Source organism: Helicobacter aurati, from assembly GCF_003364265.1.
Taxonomy (GTDB): domain Bacteria; phylum Campylobacterota; class Campylobacteria; order Campylobacterales; family Helicobacteraceae; genus Helicobacter_A; species Helicobacter_A aurati.
The window spans coordinates 84635-103780 of the sequence record NZ_NXLW01000002.1 but is presented as its reverse complement, the minus strand read 5'-3'; the positions used below and the strand labels follow the sequence as shown (position 1 = coordinate 103780).

20 protein-coding genes are annotated in these 19146 nt (G+C 34.3%); 15 read left to right on the top strand and 5 right to left on the bottom strand.

Annotation, left to right across the window (positions count from 1 at the left end; translation table 11 throughout):
* From CQA66_RS01675 to nspC, 3 genes are all read left to right on the top strand, one after another.
* The gene (locus CQA66_RS01675; RefSeq protein WP_158657008.1) at positions 1 to 363 is read left to right on the top strand and encodes a dihydroneopterin aldolase; all 363 of its coding nucleotides are present in this window, start codon (positions 1 to 3) and stop codon (positions 361 to 363) included.
* 75 nt (positions 364 to 438) lie between these two features.
* On the top strand, positions 439 to 1392 hold the full coding sequence (locus CQA66_RS01670; protein ID WP_104763011.1) for a chemotaxis protein: 954 nt from the start codon (positions 439 to 441) through the stop codon (positions 1390 to 1392).
* A 29-nt stretch (positions 1393 to 1421) separates the two neighbouring features.
* On the top strand, positions 1422 to 2960 hold the full coding sequence (gene nspC / locus CQA66_RS01665) for a carboxynorspermidine decarboxylase (RefSeq protein WP_233707730.1): 1539 nt from the start codon (positions 1422 to 1424) through the stop codon (positions 2958 to 2960).
* 137 nt (positions 2961 to 3097) lie between these two features.
* On the opposite strand, the gene murA is transcribed toward nspC, so the two are convergent.
* Positions 3098 to 4399 carry a UDP-N-acetylglucosamine 1-carboxyvinyltransferase gene (gene murA / locus CQA66_RS01660; RefSeq protein ID WP_104763010.1) on the bottom strand — a complete coding sequence of 434 codons (1302 nt, stop codon included), beginning with the start codon at positions 4397 to 4399 and terminating at the stop codon, positions 3098 to 3100.
* 282 nt (positions 4400 to 4681) lie between these two features.
* On the opposite strand from murA, the gene CQA66_RS01655 reads away from it, so the two are divergent.
* Together CQA66_RS01655 and CQA66_RS01650 are read left to right on the top strand one after the other, a co-directional pair.
* A complete protein-coding gene (locus tag CQA66_RS01655) occupies positions 4682 to 5344 on the top strand; it encodes a response regulator transcription factor (RefSeq protein ID WP_104763009.1) in 663 nt (220 codons plus the stop codon).
* 24 nt (positions 5345 to 5368) lie between these two features.
* Positions 5369 to 6637, top strand: coding sequence for a sensor histidine kinase (locus CQA66_RS01650; protein ID WP_115582527.1), 1269 nt, complete (start codon positions 5369 to 5371; stop codon positions 6635 to 6637).
* A 32-nt stretch (positions 6638 to 6669) separates the two neighbouring features.
* Here CQA66_RS01650 and CQA66_RS01645 read toward each other — a convergent pair whose 3' ends face one another.
* Positions 6670 to 8172: a TrkA C-terminal domain-containing protein gene (locus CQA66_RS01645; RefSeq protein WP_104763007.1), complete on the bottom strand. Its 1503-nt coding sequence runs from the start codon at positions 8170 to 8172 to the stop codon at positions 6670 to 6672.
* Positions 8173 to 8369: 197 nt separating this feature from the next.
* Here CQA66_RS01645 and CQA66_RS01640 point away from each other — a divergent pair, with 197 nt between their 5' ends.
* Genes CQA66_RS01640 through CQA66_RS01615 form a run of 6 tightly spaced genes read left to right on the top strand, consistent with a single transcriptional unit; the run spans position 8370 to position 13639 of the window.
* Positions 8370 to 10130 (top strand): acetolactate synthase large subunit, encoded by a 1761-nt coding sequence (locus CQA66_RS01640; RefSeq protein ID WP_104763006.1) that lies wholly within the window; start codon positions 8370 to 8372, stop codon positions 10128 to 10130.
* 10 nt (positions 10131 to 10140) lie between these two features.
* Complete coding sequence (gene ilvN, locus CQA66_RS01635; protein WP_104763005.1) at positions 10141 to 10605, top strand: acetolactate synthase small subunit; 465 nt, start codon at positions 10141 to 10143, stop codon at positions 10603 to 10605.
* Positions 10606 to 10655: 50 nt separating this feature from the next.
* Complete coding sequence (locus CQA66_RS01630; RefSeq protein WP_104763004.1) at positions 10656 to 11441, top strand: substrate-binding periplasmic protein; 786 nt, start codon at positions 10656 to 10658, stop codon at positions 11439 to 11441.
* Positions 11442 to 11487: 46 nt separating this feature from the next.
* Positions 11488 to 12180 carry an amino acid ABC transporter permease gene (locus CQA66_RS01625; protein WP_199770433.1) on the top strand — a complete coding sequence of 231 codons (693 nt, stop codon included), beginning with the start codon at positions 11488 to 11490 and terminating at the stop codon, positions 12178 to 12180.
* A gap of 9 nt (positions 12181 to 12189) precedes the next feature.
* A complete protein-coding gene (locus CQA66_RS01620; RefSeq protein WP_104763003.1) occupies positions 12190 to 12942 on the top strand; it encodes an amino acid ABC transporter ATP-binding protein in 753 nt (250 codons plus the stop codon).
* Positions 12943 to 12982: 40 nt separating this feature from the next.
* A complete protein-coding gene (locus CQA66_RS01615) occupies positions 12983 to 13639 on the top strand; it encodes a trimeric intracellular cation channel family protein (protein ID WP_104763002.1) in 657 nt (218 codons plus the stop codon).
* Between the two features lie 22 nt (positions 13640 to 13661).
* Here CQA66_RS01615 and uppS read toward each other — a convergent pair whose 3' ends face one another.
* The 3 genes from uppS to CQA66_RS01600 all read right to left on the bottom strand — a co-directional run bounded on the left by uppS (position 13662) and on the right by CQA66_RS01600 (position 16973).
* Positions 13662 to 14330 (bottom strand): polyprenyl diphosphate synthase, encoded by a 669-nt coding sequence (uppS, locus tag CQA66_RS01610; protein ID WP_104763001.1) that lies wholly within the window; start codon positions 14328 to 14330, stop codon positions 13662 to 13664.
* 32 nt (positions 14331 to 14362) lie between these two features.
* A complete protein-coding gene (gene coaBC / locus CQA66_RS01605) occupies positions 14363 to 15727 on the bottom strand; it encodes a bifunctional phosphopantothenoylcysteine decarboxylase/phosphopantothenate--cysteine ligase CoaBC (RefSeq protein WP_104763000.1) in 1365 nt (454 codons plus the stop codon).
* 67 nt (positions 15728 to 15794) lie between these two features.
* Positions 15795 to 16973: a hypothetical protein gene (locus CQA66_RS01600; protein ID WP_104762999.1), complete on the bottom strand. Its 1179-nt coding sequence runs from the start codon at positions 16971 to 16973 to the stop codon at positions 15795 to 15797.
* Between the two features lie 218 nt (positions 16974 to 17191).
* Here CQA66_RS01600 and CQA66_RS01595 point away from each other — a divergent pair, with 218 nt between their 5' ends.
* The 4 genes from CQA66_RS01595 to CQA66_RS09210 all read left to right on the top strand — a co-directional run bounded on the left by CQA66_RS01595 (position 17192) and on the right by CQA66_RS09210 (position 19023).
* Positions 17192 to 17614, top strand: a complete 423-nt coding sequence (locus CQA66_RS01595) for a hypothetical protein (RefSeq protein ID WP_104762998.1) — start codon at positions 17192 to 17194, stop codon at positions 17612 to 17614.
* Positions 17580 to 17897 (top strand): YkgJ family cysteine cluster protein, encoded by a 318-nt coding sequence (locus CQA66_RS01590; protein WP_233707729.1) that lies wholly within the window; start codon positions 17580 to 17582, stop codon positions 17895 to 17897. The genes CQA66_RS01595 and CQA66_RS01590 overlap by 35 nt, the downstream gene beginning before the upstream one ends.
* Positions 17898 to 18021: 124 nt before the next feature.
* A complete protein-coding gene (locus tag CQA66_RS09215; protein ID WP_158657007.1) occupies positions 18022 to 18195 on the top strand; it encodes a hypothetical protein in 174 nt (57 codons plus the stop codon).
* Between the two features lie 87 nt (positions 18196 to 18282).
* Positions 18283 to 19023, top strand: coding sequence for a hypothetical protein (locus CQA66_RS09210; RefSeq protein WP_181882211.1), 741 nt, complete (start codon positions 18283 to 18285; stop codon positions 19021 to 19023).
* The last annotated feature ends 123 nt before the right edge of the window (positions 19024 to 19146 follow it).

Here is a 19146-nt window from a genome sequence, read left to right as displayed (position 1 = left end):
ATGTCTAAGTTTATTAAGCTCAATATTCAGTCGTTAGAGATTGAAACCATTATTGGTATATTGCCTCATGAACGTAAAGAAAAACAGCCTTTGTTAATTAATGCTTCCTTATATTATCGGTATGAGGGAGAATTCTTGGATTATTTACTCGTGCGCGATTCCTTAATTACTATCCTTTGTCAGGGAAAGTATGGTTTAATTGAGGATGCTTTATGCGATACAGCTTCCAAGCTTTTCTCACTTTATCCTTTAGTGCAAAAAATCAAATTAGCACTTATGAAGCCAAATATTAGTCAAGATTGTCAAATAAGTATGGGCGCAGTTTTTAAAAGAAAGACTTTTAAGTGCGAAGACTTACGGTAAGTTAGGAAATAAATTATCCAATTTTGTGTTATGATTTACTTTTGATTTTGCTTAATTTTTACTAAAGGCTTCAACATGGCGATGTCTAATATCGATCAAGTAACAAGTTTATATAAAAATAATGAGTTACAGCTTTTGTGTTTTCGGCTTGAAAAAAACAAGGATTTATATGCCGTTAATGTTTTTAAAATACGCGAAGTAGTGAAATATGATGGTGTATTGACTATTGTAAGTCATGAAAGCAATTCTCTCGTTGAAGGGTTGATTACTATTCGAGAGCTTACTATACCGCTGATTGATATGCGGAAATGGTTTTTTTATGATTCGGAACTGCCCAATAAAGATTTACGTTCTTTCAAGGTTCAAAGGGAAAAGGGAGAAGAAGATATTATTATGATATGTGAGTTTTCACGATGGACAATTGGTGTGAGAATCTATGAAGCTGATAGAATTCTCAATAAGAAGTGGACAGAAATTGAGCAAAGTGCAGGCGTTGGTGGAAGTAGCGGTAATGGTAAATTAGTATCCAGAACAAGGTATTTTGATGGAAGGCTTGTGCAAGTTGTAGATATTGAAAAAATGCTTGTAGATGTTTTCCCGTGGATTGAAGAAGAAAAAAATAAAGAAATGCAAAACGTTAAACAAGTTAATTCCTCAAAAAAGATTCTTTTAGCTGATGATAGTCCAACTGTTCTTAAAACAATGCAGGCAATTCTCAATCAATTGGGCGTGGCACATATAGATTTTGTCAATGGGCAGCAATTGCTTGACTATATTTTTGATCAAGGAACTGATATTAATGATATAGGGTTAATTATTACGGATTTGGAAATGCCAGAAGCAAGCGGATTTGAGGTTATTAAGCAAATAAAAACAGATTCTAGAACTAAACATTTGCCTATTGTTGTTAATTCTTCTATGAGTGGTAGTAGCAATGAAGAAATGGCACTTTCTCTTAATGCAGATGAATTTATCTCAAAATCTAATCCAATTCAAATTGAAAAGGCAGTACGCGAATTAATGTTATAAATAATAGAATATATAATTTAGGGTAGAACGTGCAAAAGGATAGAGCTACACAGACAAAGACTTGTTTGCAAGACTATTTAAAACAGATGTTATATATTCCAACAAATGAAAGTTATCAGTCGAGGTATAACAAACAATATAGAATCAATCAGCGAATCCGCAATGATTTAAGTGTTTCTACTGGGTTGGAAGCTTATGAGAGCGAATCGAAACTACATTGTAACGTTTCATTATATGATTTGGTTTCTGCTATACCTAGCCCCTGTTATGTTTTATATTACGATGCTTTGGAATTTAATTTAAAATTATTACATGAAATTGCCCATGCTAGCGATTGCAAAATACTTGTGGCACTCAAAGGTTATAGCTTTTGGCGTGAGTTTGATAGTGTTTGTAAATATCTTCATGGTGCTACGTGCAGTGGAGCATGGGAAGCTCGTTTGGCTTATGAAGAGATTATTAAAAGGCAAGAGCAGTGTCGGCAGGAAGTAGAATCTTTTGATAAAAATTCTACGCATATAGGAAGTAAGGATTATTATTCCGTTAAAGATATTTGTGTTTTTTCTCCTGCTTATAAAGAATCGCAAATGCAAGAGATTTTAGAGTATGCTACCCATATTATTTTTAATTCTTTTGGACAGTGGCATAGATTCAAACCGATGATTGATTCTAAAAATAGGCACTTACTTAAAGAGAATAAGAAAAAAATTGAAATTGGATTGCGTATAAATCCCCTTTATAGCGAAGTGCAACCCCCGATTTATAATCCGTGTGTTTCTAAAAGTAGGCTAGGTATTATTCCTAGCGAATTTTATAAAGATATAGAATCTTATGCATCGCTCTATGGATATGCAACTATACAGGATTTTTTTGCAGCCGAGTTTAATGGATTGCATTTTCATACACATTGCGAACAAGATTCTGAAGCTCTAGCTCGCACTCTTCCCCATGTGATACGGTATTTTGATTCATTTATCAAGCTTTCAAGTTGGATTAACTTTGGTGGTGGACATCATATAACAAGAGAAGATTACAATTGCGACTTGCTTATTTCTTTAATCAAGAATTTCAAAAATCAATATCATAATATCGAGATATTTTTAGAGCCTGGCGAAGCAGTGGGCTGGCAATGTGGAGATTTGATTGGCACTGTAGTGGATATTATTCATAACGAAGGAAATATTGCCATTTTAGATATAAGTGCGAGTTGTCATACTCCTGATTGTCTTGAAATGCCTTATCGACCGATGTGTTATAAAATTTCCTATCAAAAGAGCACTCTATCCCCAACTTTGCATATAGAGAGTGATTTGGGCGCAAATAAAGGGAAATATTCCTATCGTTTCGGTGGTCCTACTTGCTTGGCTGGCGATATTATTGGCGATTACAGTTTCGATACGGAACTTCATATTGGAGATAGAGTAGCTCTTTGCGATATGATGCATTATACAATCGTGAAAAATACTACGTTTAATGGCATTGAATTACCAAAGCTTGGTGTAATTAAGGAAGATAAATTTACACTTTTAAAGGATTTTAATTATCGTCATTTTAAAGATAGAAATTAAAAGCATACAGGATTTTGATAGATAGAAATAAAGCAAGACAACACAAGATTATATTGACTATATTTTGAAAGCAACTTAAGATTCCTTAGAGCGCTTAGATAGTTCTTCAGTGAATTTGACAATTATCTATCAAGAGGTTATTCTTGTAGCCTAGTGATTTTTGCTCCTAGCGCGTTTAATTTTTGTTCTAATTTTTCATATCCTCTATCCAAATGATAGATTCTGTGAATCCTGCTAATTCCTTTTGCAACAAGCGCAGCGAGCACTAACGCAGAAGATGCTCGTAAGTCTGTCGCCATTACATCAGCACCAATGAGTTCATTTTTGCCGTTAATTTGCGCTACATTGCCATCAATAGTAATGTTGGCACCCAAACGTTGTAACTCACTAGCATGCATAAAACGATTTTCAAAGAGAGTTTCTTTAATGAAGCTAGAGCCATTGCATTGCGTGCTTAAAGCCATGAATTGTGCTTGCATATCAGTCGGGAAGCCCGGATATTCAGTTGTGGTGATTCTAAAAGCCTTTGCTGGGCGAGACATAGGTAATATTTCAATTGATTGGCTATTTAGCGAGTCACGATAGAGAATCTCAAAGCCTATTTCGCGTAGTTTTGCACTAATACTCTCTGTGTGTTCTATATTGATATTCTGTAAGCAAATATGCGAATTGGTAATCGCCCCCGCACAAAGATATGTTCCTGCCTCGATTCTATCAGGAATGATATGAATGGGTTTGAAATCAAGTAATTCACCATTGCTACCTTCTATTTCTATTTCTGGAGTGCCAATTCCTTTGATTTGTAATCCAGCATCTTGTAGTGCCTGACAAACTTGTATGACTTCAGGTTCTTTCGCGGCATTGATAATTTTTGTTCGTCCCTTTGCAAGTGCTGCTGCCATGATGACGTTGCTTGTTCCTGTTACTGTGATTTTGTCAAAAACTATATCTCTGCCTTGTAGTTTGTTTGTGGCTTTTGCGATAATGTATCCACCATTGACTTCTATATCTGCCCCTAATTGCTGCAATGATTTGATATGTAAATCCACAGGTCGAGCACCGATTGCACAACCCCCGGGCAAGCTTACTTCGCAATGTCCAAACCGTGTGAGCAATGGTCCCAATACAAGTATAGAAGCACGCATTTTACGGACAATGTCATAGATTGCTTTGGTATTATGCACATCCTGCGTATTAAAAATCAGAGTTTTTTCTATGATATTTGTATTATTACTTGAGGGCAAAGAAACTTTTGCGCCTAGCATATTAAGTAACTTAATAAAGGTAGAAATATCACTAACTTGCGGTATATTTTGCAAAATAAATTCATTTTTAGCTAAAAGAGAGAGAGCCAATAAAGGAAGAGCCGCATTTTTTGCGCCAGAAATTTTAACATTGCCTTGTAATGTATGTCCGCCTTCAATTTCTAAATAATCCATTATTTTTCCTTAATGTTATCACGATGGTATGATTTTATCACAAGACGGCTTTATTTGATAAATATTTAATTTTTTAATTTTTTTAATATTTGCTATTGCAAATATTAAAGGATTTTTTGCTAAACTAGCAAGGTTTTTTAGTTGGAAATGCTATAATGATTTTCCATATACTTTAGTATTTTTTTCTATATTTTTCTATGACTTTTCTATTTCATTGTGCAGAGTAAAATGGTTTTTATTTAAAGATATAATTACAAAACAAAATATCATTGAGGGTAGAGTATGGGAAGAATTTTGTTGGTTGAAGATGATATTGAATTGCAAAATCTGTTGCGAACCTATCTTAGTCAAGCGAAATTTGAAGTAATATGTTCTAGTTCTCCAAGTAAGGTGTTGTCATTGCTTACAAAAGAGAATTTGGATTTGATTATTCTTGATTTGTGTTTGCCAGAGATGGATGGTTTTGAGTTATGTCAAAAAATACGCGCAATAACACAATCTCCAATTATTATTTCTTCTGCAAGGAATGATATATACAACAAGATTCAAGGGTTTGAACAAGGAGCTGACGACTATATCGCTAAACCTTATGAACCCGCAGAGTTAATTGCACGTATCAATGCTCTTTTACGTCGATTAAAACCCCGAGAAATGGTTTTTGGAGGTCTTAGCGTGGATACAAAACGTCGTGTAGTGAAGATTCAGAATAAAGTTGTGGATTTAACAAATACGGAGTTTGACATTCTTGTTTTTTTAATTGAGAATCGCATGCAGCCAATTAGTCGCGACAGAATAGCAAATACAATTAATGCTATACACGAAGATACTGGATTACGAAGCATAGATACGCATATTAGAAATTTACGTAATAAATTGGGAGATTCGGCAAAAAAGCCTAAATACATTCAATCTGTTTGGGGTATTGGTTATAAGTTTTGTCTTTGATTGTTTGCCTAATATGAGTAATGAATGAAAAAATATAATCAATATAATTTTTATGCTATTTGCAGTAGTATAATAGGATTCTTATTGATTATATGGCTGATTTATCAATTTAATAATCGAGATAAGCATAATTTTACAAAGAATTATGAGCAAATACTTTTTTTAATCAACGAAATTGTTCTTTGTACTAAAGATAATAATGAAGAAGCCATAATGACTTTATTGGAAAAATATGATTATTATCAAATAGTACATATTCCGACAAATGCAATAATCACTAGGAATCATCAAGCAGAAAATTTTCATTTTATCTTTTTTGAAGCGCCAGATATAGAGGGATTTTCATTGGAAGTTGACGGAAAGAAAATTTCAGCTATTACAGAGAAACATCAAACCTTAAATTCTTATGTTATTCCTTGTTTGCTTTTTGTGTTGATTATTCTTGTTGGTATTATCGTTTACTTGTTTAGACAAATCAATACACAATACTTACTTTTGTCCAAAGCTATACGAGGCTTTGTTGCTGGCGATTTTGCTATTGATCAAAAATTAAGCAATCCAACTAGAGAAAAGATGCGCAGGATTTCCACTCTCATTAGGAGTCGTGAGTTTGTGTTACGAACAATAGGGCATGAGCTCTCTGCTACTATTACGAAAATGAAACTACTTATAGGATTGCCTTCATTGCAACGTCTGAATCAAGAAGATATTAACTCTTTGCGGAAATATATCACTGAATTACATGCTATTTCAGATAATATGTTTAAATTTGAAAGAGCCTTAAGTTTTAATACGCAGCTCGATTGTCAGAGTTTTTCGAGTGAGACCTTACTTCTTGAAAGCCTAAAGAAATTTGAAGATGAGAAAATGAATATTTTTCTTAAAAGTGATTCCATTTTTATTATTTATGGCGATCTGTCGATGCTTTGTATTGCATTAGGGAATCTTATTCATAACGCATTAAAATACAGCATAAATAGACAAATTGGTATAGAAGTTATGCAAAATCAAATCACAATATATAATATCGGACATTCATTACAGCATGATATTACTTACTATCTACAACCTTTTTCAAGAGATAGAAAGCATTTTCAAACTACTGGTTACGGCTTGGGGCTTTATATTGTCTCTGAAGTCTTAAAATTACATAACATTACACTTTCTTACCGCTTTGAATATGCTGGTTTTGATGAGAAATCTAATAAATTTTTACAGAATTTACAAATAAGTACGCGGGAAACTAATAAAAAAGATCTGGGCATACATGCTTTTGATATTTTATTTAAATAACACAAATAGTTTAATATCCAATATCTCATTCTTTATTCCACAATAGGAATAAAGAATTGCGGATTGCTTTCTACCATAAAGCTTAGAGATTCGAATTGCACTCTCATAAAGGCTAAGACTCGACTTTTGGTGATACTAACTCTAAAGGGAATGAATTGCAAGACGGGCGTTTTGAGATTGCGTAAATACAGAATCGGATTATGTGAATTGGTTCGCTCAATAAAGAACTTGCGCTCAAAGATGCGCGAAATATTACTAAAGTGTTCGGCAATTTCATTACTAAAGTGATTGTCTGGCTCAAAATCATAAACTTTTATATTTAGTTGTAGCTGCTTGCTGATGTCAAAAATAACCGTTGAAATATGATAATCTTTATAGCTATCTCCAGTAACTACTAGCAAACTTTCCTTAACTGCCGGAGGATATCGAAGAGTATTTTTTTCATAAAGTTTGCTTTTTACTATATCCGTTGTATAGTTATTAGCACTTAACGGGTTTTTTGCTGTTTTAAATACGGGAATTTTGCTTTGCCATAGAATCTTACGATAATTTTTTTTAGAAAAAATCTCTCTACCCACAACAATTAATCCAATTTTCTTACCAAACTTATTCCGCACGGTTTGAATGAAATCAAAATTTTTATAGTCTACAATCACAGAAATATCATTTTGGCTCAAGCTATCAATTTCTTGAATAATTTGAAAATTTGTGGGATTCAGGATTTTAATCGTCAAACGTATGCTCTTTAGATGTTTATGCAAATAAATAGCCTCCCTACAATCAAAAAGCATTTGCTCTCTACGTTGCAACGACATGTCTAATATTAAATAGATTTCTCTCCCAAAAGGCAGCGGGAATTGCCCCATGTCGGATTTGATTCGATGATAGATTGTTTGCATAACATTAGGATTACCTGCCACTAAGAGTGTATCGCCTGGCATAATGATAGATTGGGAAGTAGCTAACATAAAATTTTGATGTCTGTAAATGCCTATGATTTTCCAGTTAATTTGTTGAATAGTTCCTATTTGTCTATGCGCGAAAACACTGCCGCTGGGCACACCAATTTCCATTACTTCGCCTTGTTCCAATCCAAAACCGCGTGGAATAACAGGCACATTTGGCAGGCGAGATAACAATCTTAGAGATATAGCATTTGTTTGTGAAATACACATAAGATTCGAATCTTGTTTCATTAATTGTTGGTATTTGGAATTTAAATCATAAATACTTTTTATAATACGCGTCTTTTTATAATTGTTTCGTAGATATTCATATACAGTATTAGATTCGTTAGGATCCTTTAGCACGATAAAAGCATCACTAATATCTTTGTTGGCTAGAAGATTGTTGAGTCTAAACGAAGAAGTATAATCACATTGATAGAATTGAAATGTACTTGGAATCTCCGAAGGAAGAAAGACAGGGTCTTGGTAAAAGACAATATAAAAGTTATTGCTGTAATACGCATTCACAACTTTTTGTAAGAAATACAAGGCAATTTCACCGTCAACAATAAGTAAAATATGCTTCAAAAGTTCTCCTCATTGGTTGAGTAGTTATGTTACAAAGTTTGTATTCTATCACATAGCCCAGAATAAAACAATAAATGAGCAAAAAAATCTTTTCTCAATAAAATATTGTATATAATAACAACACTGACAGAATATTCGTTTCTTTCAATGAAAATAGTTTTTATGAAAGAGAAATTCTTTTGTGTTAAGGATTCATTATGCAACAAGATAAGAGGTTTGATTCTACGACTAGTACCGTTATAAATGGCTCAAAGATGCTCATAGAAGCATTGCATCAAGAAGACGTAAAAGTGATATTTGGCTATCCTGGTGGTGCTGTGCTTAATATTTATGATGAAATTTATAAACAAAAGTATTTTCGGCATATTCTTACTCGACATGAACAAGGAGCTATTCATGCTGCAGATGGTTATGCAAGAGCTAGTGGTAAGGTAGGCGTAGCTATTATTACTTCGGGACCAGGATTCACTAATGCGGTAACAGGTATTGCGACTGCTTTTAGTGATTCTATCCCTTTAGTGATCATTAGCGGGCAAGTTCCTCTTACACAAATCGGTACTGATGCTTTCCAAGAGATTGATGCGGTAGGCATTTCTCGCCCGTGTACAAAACATAATTATCTTGTTAAAGATATTACGGAATTGCCACGTATTTTAAAGGAAGCATTTTATATTGCAAGAAGTGGGAGACCAGGACCGGTTCTTGTAGATATTCCAAAGGATATAAGTGCGCAAGTAGCTCCTTTTAATTATCCAAATAGCATTGCGCTTGCAAGTTATAAACCAACCATTAAAGGTAATACAAGGCAGATTAAAAAGTTAGCAACAGCTATTTTAGAATCTAAAAATCCGCTTTTTTATATTGGCGGTGGCGCAGTAATTTCTAATAGCTATCGGGAGATACAAAAACTTTTAGAAATAACTAAGATTCCTAGCGTAGAAACACTTATGGCAAGAGGAGTAGTACAAGGTAGCCCTTATTTTTTAGGTATGTTGGGTATGCACGGCTCCTATGCCGCGAATATGGCGACAAGCGAATGTGATTTACTGATTTGTCTTGGGGCGCGTTTTGATGACAGAGTTACAGGTAAGGTTAGTGAGTTTGCGAAATTTGCAAAAATTGCACATATTGATGTTGACCCTAGCTCGATTGGTAAAATTATCAACGTAAATTATCCTATTGTAGGTGATTTGAAGCTTGTATTACAAGAACTCATTAAAGAATTGCAGGATAAAGAGGTAGATTCTCATATCCTTAAAGAAAGGGAAATGTGGTGGCATAAGCTTAAAAAATGGAATGAAACACATCCTTTGACGTTTCGCGATATACCTGATGAAGTGAATGCTCCCTTAAAGCCGCAATGGGTTATACAAGAAGTAGGCAAAATATTGGGTGAAAGAGCTATTGTTACGGTTGATGTTGGACAGCACCAAATGTGGGTAGCGCAATTCTATCCTTTTAGCGCAAAGAGACAATTTATTACAAGTGGTGGTCTTGGGACAATGGGTTTTGCTCTACCTGCAAATATGGGAGTTTTTGTGGCATTAGAAGAAGCAAGAGCGGAGGGCAATAAAGAAAAAATTGCTCTTAGTTTTAGTGGTGATGGTGGCATACTAATGAATATTCAAGAATTAATGACTTGTGTAGAATCTGGTATCAAGACGATTAATATTGTCCTCAATAATGGATATTTGGGTATGGTGAAACAATGGCAGGATTTCTTTTATGAAAAAAGATTATCCCATGTCAATCTGAATCAACCTAATTTTGTTTTGTTGGCACAAAGTTTTGGTGCATTAGGCTTAGAGGTACAGACTAAACAAGAACTTAGGGAGGCTTTACAAATGGCTATAGATAGCGATAAGCCTAGTTTAATTAATGTATGGATAGATAGAGATGAGATTGTATTGCCCATGGTCCCAGGTGGCAATCCGCTTTATAAAATGATATTGGAATAAAGGAAGCGTAATGCAAAAAAAAATTGTTTGTATAACCGTTATTAATGAACATAGCGTTTTAGCTAGAATTTCGGGGCTTTTTGCGGGTAGAGGTTATAATATTGATAGCCTTACAGTCGCACCTTTACCTGATAATAATCTATCGAGAATCACAATTGCTACACGTGGCGATGAAAGAGTGTTAGAGCAAATTATTAAGCAGCTTCATAAGCTTATTCCCGTACTCAACGTGATAGAAAGTGAAGAGATTATCACACAAGAAATAGCATTAATAAAATTTGAGAATAATGAGAAAATCGGTGCAATTAGCGCGCTTATTAATGCTTCTGGAGGTAGAATTGTCAGCTGGGGCGAAAAATACATTGTGTATAGCGTTAATGGCGATACTCAAAAGATTACAGATGTTATTAATTGTTTAGGGATATTTATGCCTAAGGAGATCATTAGAAGTGGTGCTGTGTCTATTGAAAAGTAAAAGTATTGCAAGTAAATTTGAATCAAACTAGATATTTTAAAAGGTTAATTATGAAAAAAATACAAACACTACGAGCAGTGTTAGTCGTATTATTGATGAGTATTGTTTTGGGGGAATCGCTCTTTTCTCAAGAGAAGCAGAATCTTATTGTTGCGGGCAGTGAAAATGCCTATAAGCCTTTTGCTTATTTGGATTCTAAGAATAACCCGATAGGTTTTGATAATGAGGTATTGCAGGTAGTTATGTCCTATATCCCTAATGCTAGATTACAAATTGTCTCTGTTCCATGGAATGTTATTTTCACGGGATTAGATTCGGGTAAATTTGACGTTGTTGCGAATCAAATTGCAAAAAATGAGCAAAGAGAAAAGAAATATCTTTTTTCAAAGCAACCTTATTTTTATGGTGTAAGTGGGTTGATACTTGGTAAAGATTCTCGTATTACGCACATAAAGGAGTTAAACAATACTAAAATTGGCGTTACGGTAGGTTCGAATCATGCAGCAAATCTTGAAAAATACGTACAAGAACATCCAGAGCAAAATATCACTATTATGTATTATAAAACATCTCCTGCATTGGTAGCAGACTTAGGCAATGGCAGGATTCAAGCAATGATAAATGATCCAGCAAGCGCAGCTGATTATGCAAAATCACAACATGTACAGTTGACCGTTACAGATTTTGCTTTTGAAAAAATACCTGTCTATTTTATTTTCCGAAAGGATTCTAAAAGGCTAGCACAAACTTTAAATGAAGCTTTAGAACAAGCACTTCGGGACGGTAAAATTTCAGAGCTTTCTATAAAATATTTTGGTGTTGATCAAACCAAATAATTTAGACATCTGTAATATCAAGCAAATGAAATTATAAGGGGCTTATGTGTTTGATATTATGTATTTTTTCCAAACTGCAAACGTATTGCTTCCTAGTCTACCACTTACTTTTTTTATCGCTTTTGTTTCGTTCTGCGTAGGTAGTTTACTTGGTTTACTTATGGCATTAGCGCGGATTTATAATATTCCTATTATCAAACAAGCTGTGATATTGTTTGTTTCCTTTTTTCGTGCTACACCTTTGTTGGTGCAACTTTTAATATTTTATTATGGTATTCCTATTTTTTTGAAGAATTTGGATATGCAAATAGATATTAGCAACATTGAAGCTATTTATTATGCGCTTGTTGTTTTTTCTCTGTATGCAAGTGCGTATTTGTGTGAGATTTTTCGTTCTGCAATTTTGGCTGTTGATAAAGGGCAGCTAGAGGCAGCTTATTCTATTGGAATGAATGAATATCAGGTTTTAAAACGCATTATTCTTCCTCAAGCAGTTATGATAACTTTGCCGAATCTACTCAATTTTTTTATTTTACAGCTTAAGAATACTTCTCTTTGTTCTATTATTACTGTACCCGAATTGATGGGTGTAGCTGATATAGAAGCAGGAAGGAGTTCAAAATTTTTAGAAGCATATTGCATGGCTGCATTGTTATATTGGAGTATGTGCGTAGTGCTAGAAGCTTTGTTTTTTCGGTTAGAGAAAATTGCACAAAGATACAAAAAACGTTACCTATAAGGTTTTGTAATGCTAAGAGTAGAAAGTATTCATAAAAGTTTTGGAAATACAGAGGTTTTAAAAAACATTAGTTTGCATGTTAACACCGGGGACATTATTGCTATTATTGGACCTAGTGGATCTGGTAAAAGTACATTTTTACGTTGCATTAACGCTCTTGAGTTTGCACAAAAAGGCAAAGTGCAAATCGATTCGGTAACATTTGATTTTGCAAGATACACTAAAAAAGACGTGCTTGCTTTGCGTAGAAAAAGTGCTATGGTTTTCCAACATTATAATTTATTTATTAATAAGAATGTCATTGATAATATTATGGAAAGTCTCACCATTGTACAAAATATGCCCAAACAGCAAGCAAGAGAAATTGCCATGACAAAGTTACAGCAGGTAGGATTGGAAGATAAAGCAAAATGTTATCCCTATCAGTTGAGTGGTGGACAACAGCAAAGAATAGCAATTGCGCGGGCATTAGCTATTAATCCTTCAGTGATTCTATTTGATGAGCCAACAAGCGCACTTGATCCTGAACTCGTAGAAGAAGTACTTGCAGTAATTGTAAATATCAAACACACGACAATGCTAGTTGTAACACATGAATTAGATTTTGCGAGAGCACTGGCTACAAAGATAGTTTTTATGGCAGATGGCGTAATTATGGAAGAGAGTGAACCAGCAACATTTTTTTCTTCTCCTAAACATGTAAGAGTGCAGACTTTTTTGGAGAAAATGCTTGTTAGACAAAGATATAATTGTTTGCAATGATATTATCTTATGTTTATATAGAACCCATGAAAGGTAGCTTATGATATTGCAAATCCTTTATATTATCGCTATTGTTTCGGAGGCTATCACAGGTGCTTTAAGTGCAGGAAAATACCGTATGGATTTATTTGGTGTTTTGCTTATTTCTCTTGTAACTGCTATTGGTGGTGGCACTATTCGGGATATTGTCTTGAATATGCATCCTATGATATGGGTGCAACATCCTGAATATGTTATTATACTTTGTTTTTTTAGCATGCTTACAGTAATGATTCCTTATTTTTTTGCGAGATTCGATAAGCTTTTTTTGCTTTTGGACGCTCTTGGTTTGATTTGTTTTAGCATTATTGGTGTCAATAAAGCATTAGGACAAGAATTTGGATTTATTATTTGCGTGATTGCAGGCGTTATTACTGGAGTATCAGGAGGGATATTGCGGGATATTTTATGCAATAAGATTCCATTAGTTTTTCAAAAGGAGCTTTATGCGAGTATTTCCATTGTCGCTTGTATTTTATATTATTTGTTGTGTGTGCATACAACTATTCCTAATACATTTGCTATTCTTATTACATTGGTGTTCGGATTCGGATTGCGAGTAATCGCAATCCGCTATAAATTAAGCTTGCCTATCTTTATTTTCGATGAAGTAAAACAAAAAAAGCTTACCCACAAAGACAAAAAAGATTCTGTATAGTATGATGAACTTTACCTAAGAGCTATTTGCCAAAAGTTCTTTCTCTTTTCTTAAAATCCTTGATAATCTTTTTGCATTCTTTTTTTGTTAAGCCTGGAAATAGGGTATCGCTAAAAAATATTTCGGCATAGGCGCATTGCCAAAGTAAAAAATTGGAGATTCTTTGCGCATTTCCCACTCGTAAAAGCAAATCAACATCTTGGGTTAAATCAAGATTTGCTTGAATGTTTTCTTCATTGATAGTCAAGCCTTTATCAATGACACGTTTAACCGAACGTACGATTTCATCTTTTGCTCCATAAGAAATAGCCACATTAACGCATAATTTCATGCAGTTTTTTGTCATATTTTCAGCATTTTGAATCTTTTGACGCAATCTACTATTAATGTGTTCCAAATTACCGATTGCACGGAAACGAACTTCATTGGTTATGAAACGTTCCAAATTATTTTCCAAATATTTTTCTAGTAGTTCGAATAAATAAGTGATTTCTTCTTGCGGTCTTTGCCAATTCTCTGTGCTAAAGGCAAAGAGTGTTAAGTTAGTGATACCTTCTTCTATGCAAAGTTCTATGATTTTTTGGACAGTTTTTGCTCCGTGTAAGTAACCAATTTTCTCTAAAATACCATTTTTTCTAGCCCACCGCCTATTGCCATCCATAACAACGGCGAGATGTTTTAGTGTATTCATTGTGTGCCTTTGATTTAAATTCTTAGAAAGATTCAATTATCATCATTATGTAAAAACTCAATATACATAGCCAATGCAAGACTTATCGTAAATTTATTGCCACTTATTTGGTATTCGTTGTAAGATGTAGAGTTTAAAGAATATTTCGCATAGTGAGAATCTTTAAGATGTATGTTTGTATATGCAGAGATTAAACGTTCTAATTTTTGTTGTTCAAGCTGCATTGTATGAGTCGTATTAATTACTTCGGATTTTTTATGGAGAACATACAATGTATTATTTTCGCTACCGAACGCCTTATTATCATTTGCAATAATATTAAGACACACCATTGCACAATTCTTAGAATCCAGAAGAGACACAGCATTTCTTTTTGCATTATCTGTATCACATTCCGCCTTAAAGGCGATTTTTATAAGGTTTTTCTCGTTGAGAGTTTGGAGAATATCTATATTTTCATAAAGCTCAAGCCACATAGTTGGTCCCATCTCTCTTTTTTTTATTTTGCCTTGTTTACTATGGGGAATGTAATCGCTAATTGCTGCAGCCATAAATAAATAGATTTTTTCTTGTGTTGTATTGTTCTGTGCAATTTGTTGTTGTAATGAATCTAGATAATCTTTGGAGCTATAAACTTTAATGATAGTAATATCATTGGGCATTTTTAGCGGGATTTGCGAGCTAATTAATGAAACTTTTGCTCCCAAAAAATAAAGAGCCAAAGCTAGATTGCAAGCCTGTAACCCACTTGAATGATTGGTAATGCAACGTATTGAATCAATATTTTCACTGCTGCCACCTCCTGTAATAAGTACTTTTTTATTACGCCAAAAGTCTCTTGTATAAACAGCCTTTTTCAGAGCAAAGGTAATTTCTTCAATATCTGCCATAGCCCCATTACCTATTTCTCCACAGGCTAGATTGCCTTCTTGTGAGGGTATTATTGTGTATCCATTTTGTTGCAATGTTTGTATACTTGCTTGTGTAATCGGGTTTTCTAACATTTGAGTATTAGCACTTGGGGCAAGCAATTTTGGAATATCAGGAAGAGCTAAGGCACTTGAAAGATAAATATTATCAGCTATACCGTGCGCTAGCTTATTGAGGCTATTGGCTGTAATTGGGGCAAAGAGTGCTATGTCTGCCCATTTTGCATAATTGATATGATTGGGGGTATATACGTTAGATTCTGTATGCCAACATTCGCTATCTTCGGTTAAAAGTACCGTTTTGCTAAGCGTTTCAATGCTTAATCGCGTAATGAATTTTAACGCACTAGAGCTAGCTATAACGCGTATTTCCGCTTCTTCTTTTATCAGAGAACGTATTAATAATAGACTTTTATAGACAGCAATAGAACCACCAAGGAAAAGCAGAATTTTTTTGTTTTTTAACATCAATATTCCTTAACAAAAGGCATTATAGAATCAATTCAAAAGAGAGCGTGATTGGTCATTTATGCCATTATCTTATCATTCTTTGGTCAGAAATCCCAATTTCATAATACGAGAAAAAAGATTCTATAATATTTTTTACTATATCGTCCTTTTTAGCGGAAGTAGCTGACGTGTGGAATAGAGTATAAAGTTTTGATAGAGAGTGTATTGCCAATGGAGGATTTTTCGTTTTGGCAGTCATGTTAAAAGTTATATCTTTGGTTGTGCCATTAATGTTGCTTTCTAAAGTCTCTAATCCTTTGTTAGCAAATAAAAGAATCTTTTCTGTAGCGGGACTATCTTTGAAAGCCTCTAGTTCGCTCGGATAATCCGCTTTGGGAATATTAAGGAAATTCTTTGCAGTTTGTAGGTATTTTTGCAATTCTTGTATTGCCATTGATTCGGGTTGTGTATTTTCCATATTCTTCCAATAATGAAACGCTTTAGCAATGTTACCGTGTATGTTTAGAGAATATTGACTAAGGGATATATCATAGATATTTTGAAACTTTGTGAGTTGTTCTTGCGTGGAGAGAGTTCCCCCTAATATATCCCCAAACTCATCGCGTAATTGCGTGCTTGTTAGCAATGTATGTAAAGTTTGGAAGAAGTTTTGTCCCAAGAATCGAGAAAAAAGCGAATAAGTTTGTTGTATCTGCACATGCCATTCTTGCCCCTTGTATAAATACGTCTCTTGACATATTGCTTTGTTGTCTTGATAGATAATGTAGCCACTGTATTGATAGCTTATCGGCAAGAAATAATGCATGCGCGGATTCTTTAATGAATCTGGATATTCTATTTTGTTTATTTGGATTTTAATCGGCACTTTTGTTGGATTGTTCGCATTGACGAAGAATTGAATGTTGTGTAGTTTGAAAACGTCTGTGCCGTCATTTTTATCCGCTAGCGTGAGCGATTGGAGGTTGCATAAGATTCTTTTATCTCCTTTGCAGATTAACGGACTATACGTTAGACTAACCTTAGTGTCAACTTCAACCTTGTTTGATAGAATTTGCAACAAATTTGTGAGATACGTTTGTAGTATGGTTGAAAACGATTCGTCAAAATGTTGCTTAGAATCTAAACTTAAAGATTCTAATCTATGAGTAAGAGATTGGAAGAACATATTGTTGGTATTGGCAAATACACCATAGTAACTTAAGCCTAACCAAAAACCAAGAATCCTTATCAAAATCTTTTTCATTATTCTCCTTTTTATGTCAATTGAGATTTAGTAGGGGGCGGATTGTTTATTGTAGCAGGAATTTTATTATTTTTTGCTTGTGTTTCCATTTCCCAAGCTTTTATTTAGTCATTATGTTTTTTGAAGGCACTATTAAATAATGATTAGCTTTTATTGACTTGACTCTTGACTTTTTTTTGTAAAAATGCAGGCTTTATATTTATGAATAAGGAGAATGTATGTTTTTAAATTTACTGAATCAAGAAGAAAAAAATATATTTTTGGAATTTGCTCATCATATCGCATGGAGCAACAATGATTTTTCAGATGCACAAAAGCGCATTATTGCAACTTACTGCCTAGAAATGCAAGTAGAAGACATCAAGTATGATAGAAACAATGAGGATAATTTTAATATTACTCAAACATTAGCAAAGGTAACCAACCCGCAAAGCCAACGCATTATGCTCTTAGAATCTATGGCATTAGTTTTTGCAGAGCATGTTTCTCGTCTTGATAGCATTCATAAAGAAGAGAGGCGAGTAATTGATGAAATGATTCAAGCCTTTGGACTTAATACGTCTTATGCAGTTATTTATTCGGAATGGACAAAAGCTATGTTGTCTCTTGCCAATCAGGGTAGGGCACTCATTAAAATTTGATAGTAGTTTTCCTTGCACGATTTGCGGAGCGTGTTGCAAGAATATTGCAGGGATTGTAGAGCTTGCGGCTTATGACGCGGGCAATGGAATCTGCAAGCACTTAGACTCACAAAGCAATCAATGCAGGATTTATGACAATCGACCAGAGGTTTGTAGAGTTGATTTACTCTATGATAGAGTGTATGCGAAGTATTTTAGCAAGGATGAATTTTATTCGTTGAATATTCAGTCTTGCAGAGTTTTACAAGAAAAAGAAAATGTTGCACAAGATTTGAGAATCTAGATTCTTATTGTAATGTCAAAGTGTAATAAAAATAGATTTGTAATATGGAATAATAGAATATTTGATTGATGAAGATTCTATAAATTACAATAAACATAAATAATTTATATTGAAAGGAAGCATTATGCCATTACCGTTACTTCCACTGTTGGCTATTGGAGGAGCTGCTCTATGGACAGCAAAGAAAGGCTATGACACTTATAGCGATAAGCAAGAAGCAGAAGAATATAGTGATAGAGCTAGAAGTTTGTATTCCAATGCAGAATCTAGTCTCAAATACGCTGAAGAAAAGGCATAGCAAAAGTTTGAAGATCTAGGTAAAAGATAGCAAAAAATATCCGAAACGACTTTACAGAGATATAAAAAGATTATTGATAAACTTGATGTGCGGAGTCAAGAATGGGAAGATATTCTTGGTGAAGAAACACATACCAAGATGATTATAGTTCATCGAACTATTACGGATTTAAATACTACCCTTGGAGGATTTGCTGCGGGTACTGTAGCGGGGGCAATGGCTGGCTTTGGTGCATTTGGTACTGCTGGACTACTCGCAACTGCCTCCACAGGTACGGCGATTGCTTCGTTAAGTGGTGTAGCAGCAACTAACGCAACTTTGGCTTGGTTTGGTGGTGGAAGCTTGGCTGCTGGAGGCTTAGGTATGGCTGGGGGAACAATGGTACTTGGCGGTCTTGTTGCGGCACCTGTTCTTGCTGTATTTAGCACTTTTCTTGCGGCTGATGCAGAACGTAAAAAATATGATGCAAGATCATATTATCAGGGTATCCAAGCCTTAACAGAAGTGATGGAGGCGCAGGAGCTTGTATATCGCAAACTTTATAATAAAACAGATGAAAAAATAAGAACCCTATTACAGATAGATTCTGAGTTAGATAGACAATTAGATAAAGTTGTTTCGATTATTGAAGTCAATGGATTATCCGTAAGATATTGGGATGAGGATGAACAAAGAGAAGCGAGAAAAATGATTCAATTTGCAGAAACTGTTGTAAATGCCATCAATGCGCCAGTTATGCACGATAAGGACACTTTGACACAAAAATTAAAAAGATACCAAAAAGAAAGTGAGCGACTTATGGAGGAAATTAGGCAAAAATACAGCTAGGTAAGTACTTAGAAGATCGGCTTTACAACGAATTGGCAATATAACTACAAAGTAAAAGGTAAAAAGAAATGTAGGGATTGCGGTTATTTTGGCGAGTAGTTTCTTGAATAACTTGAATAATAA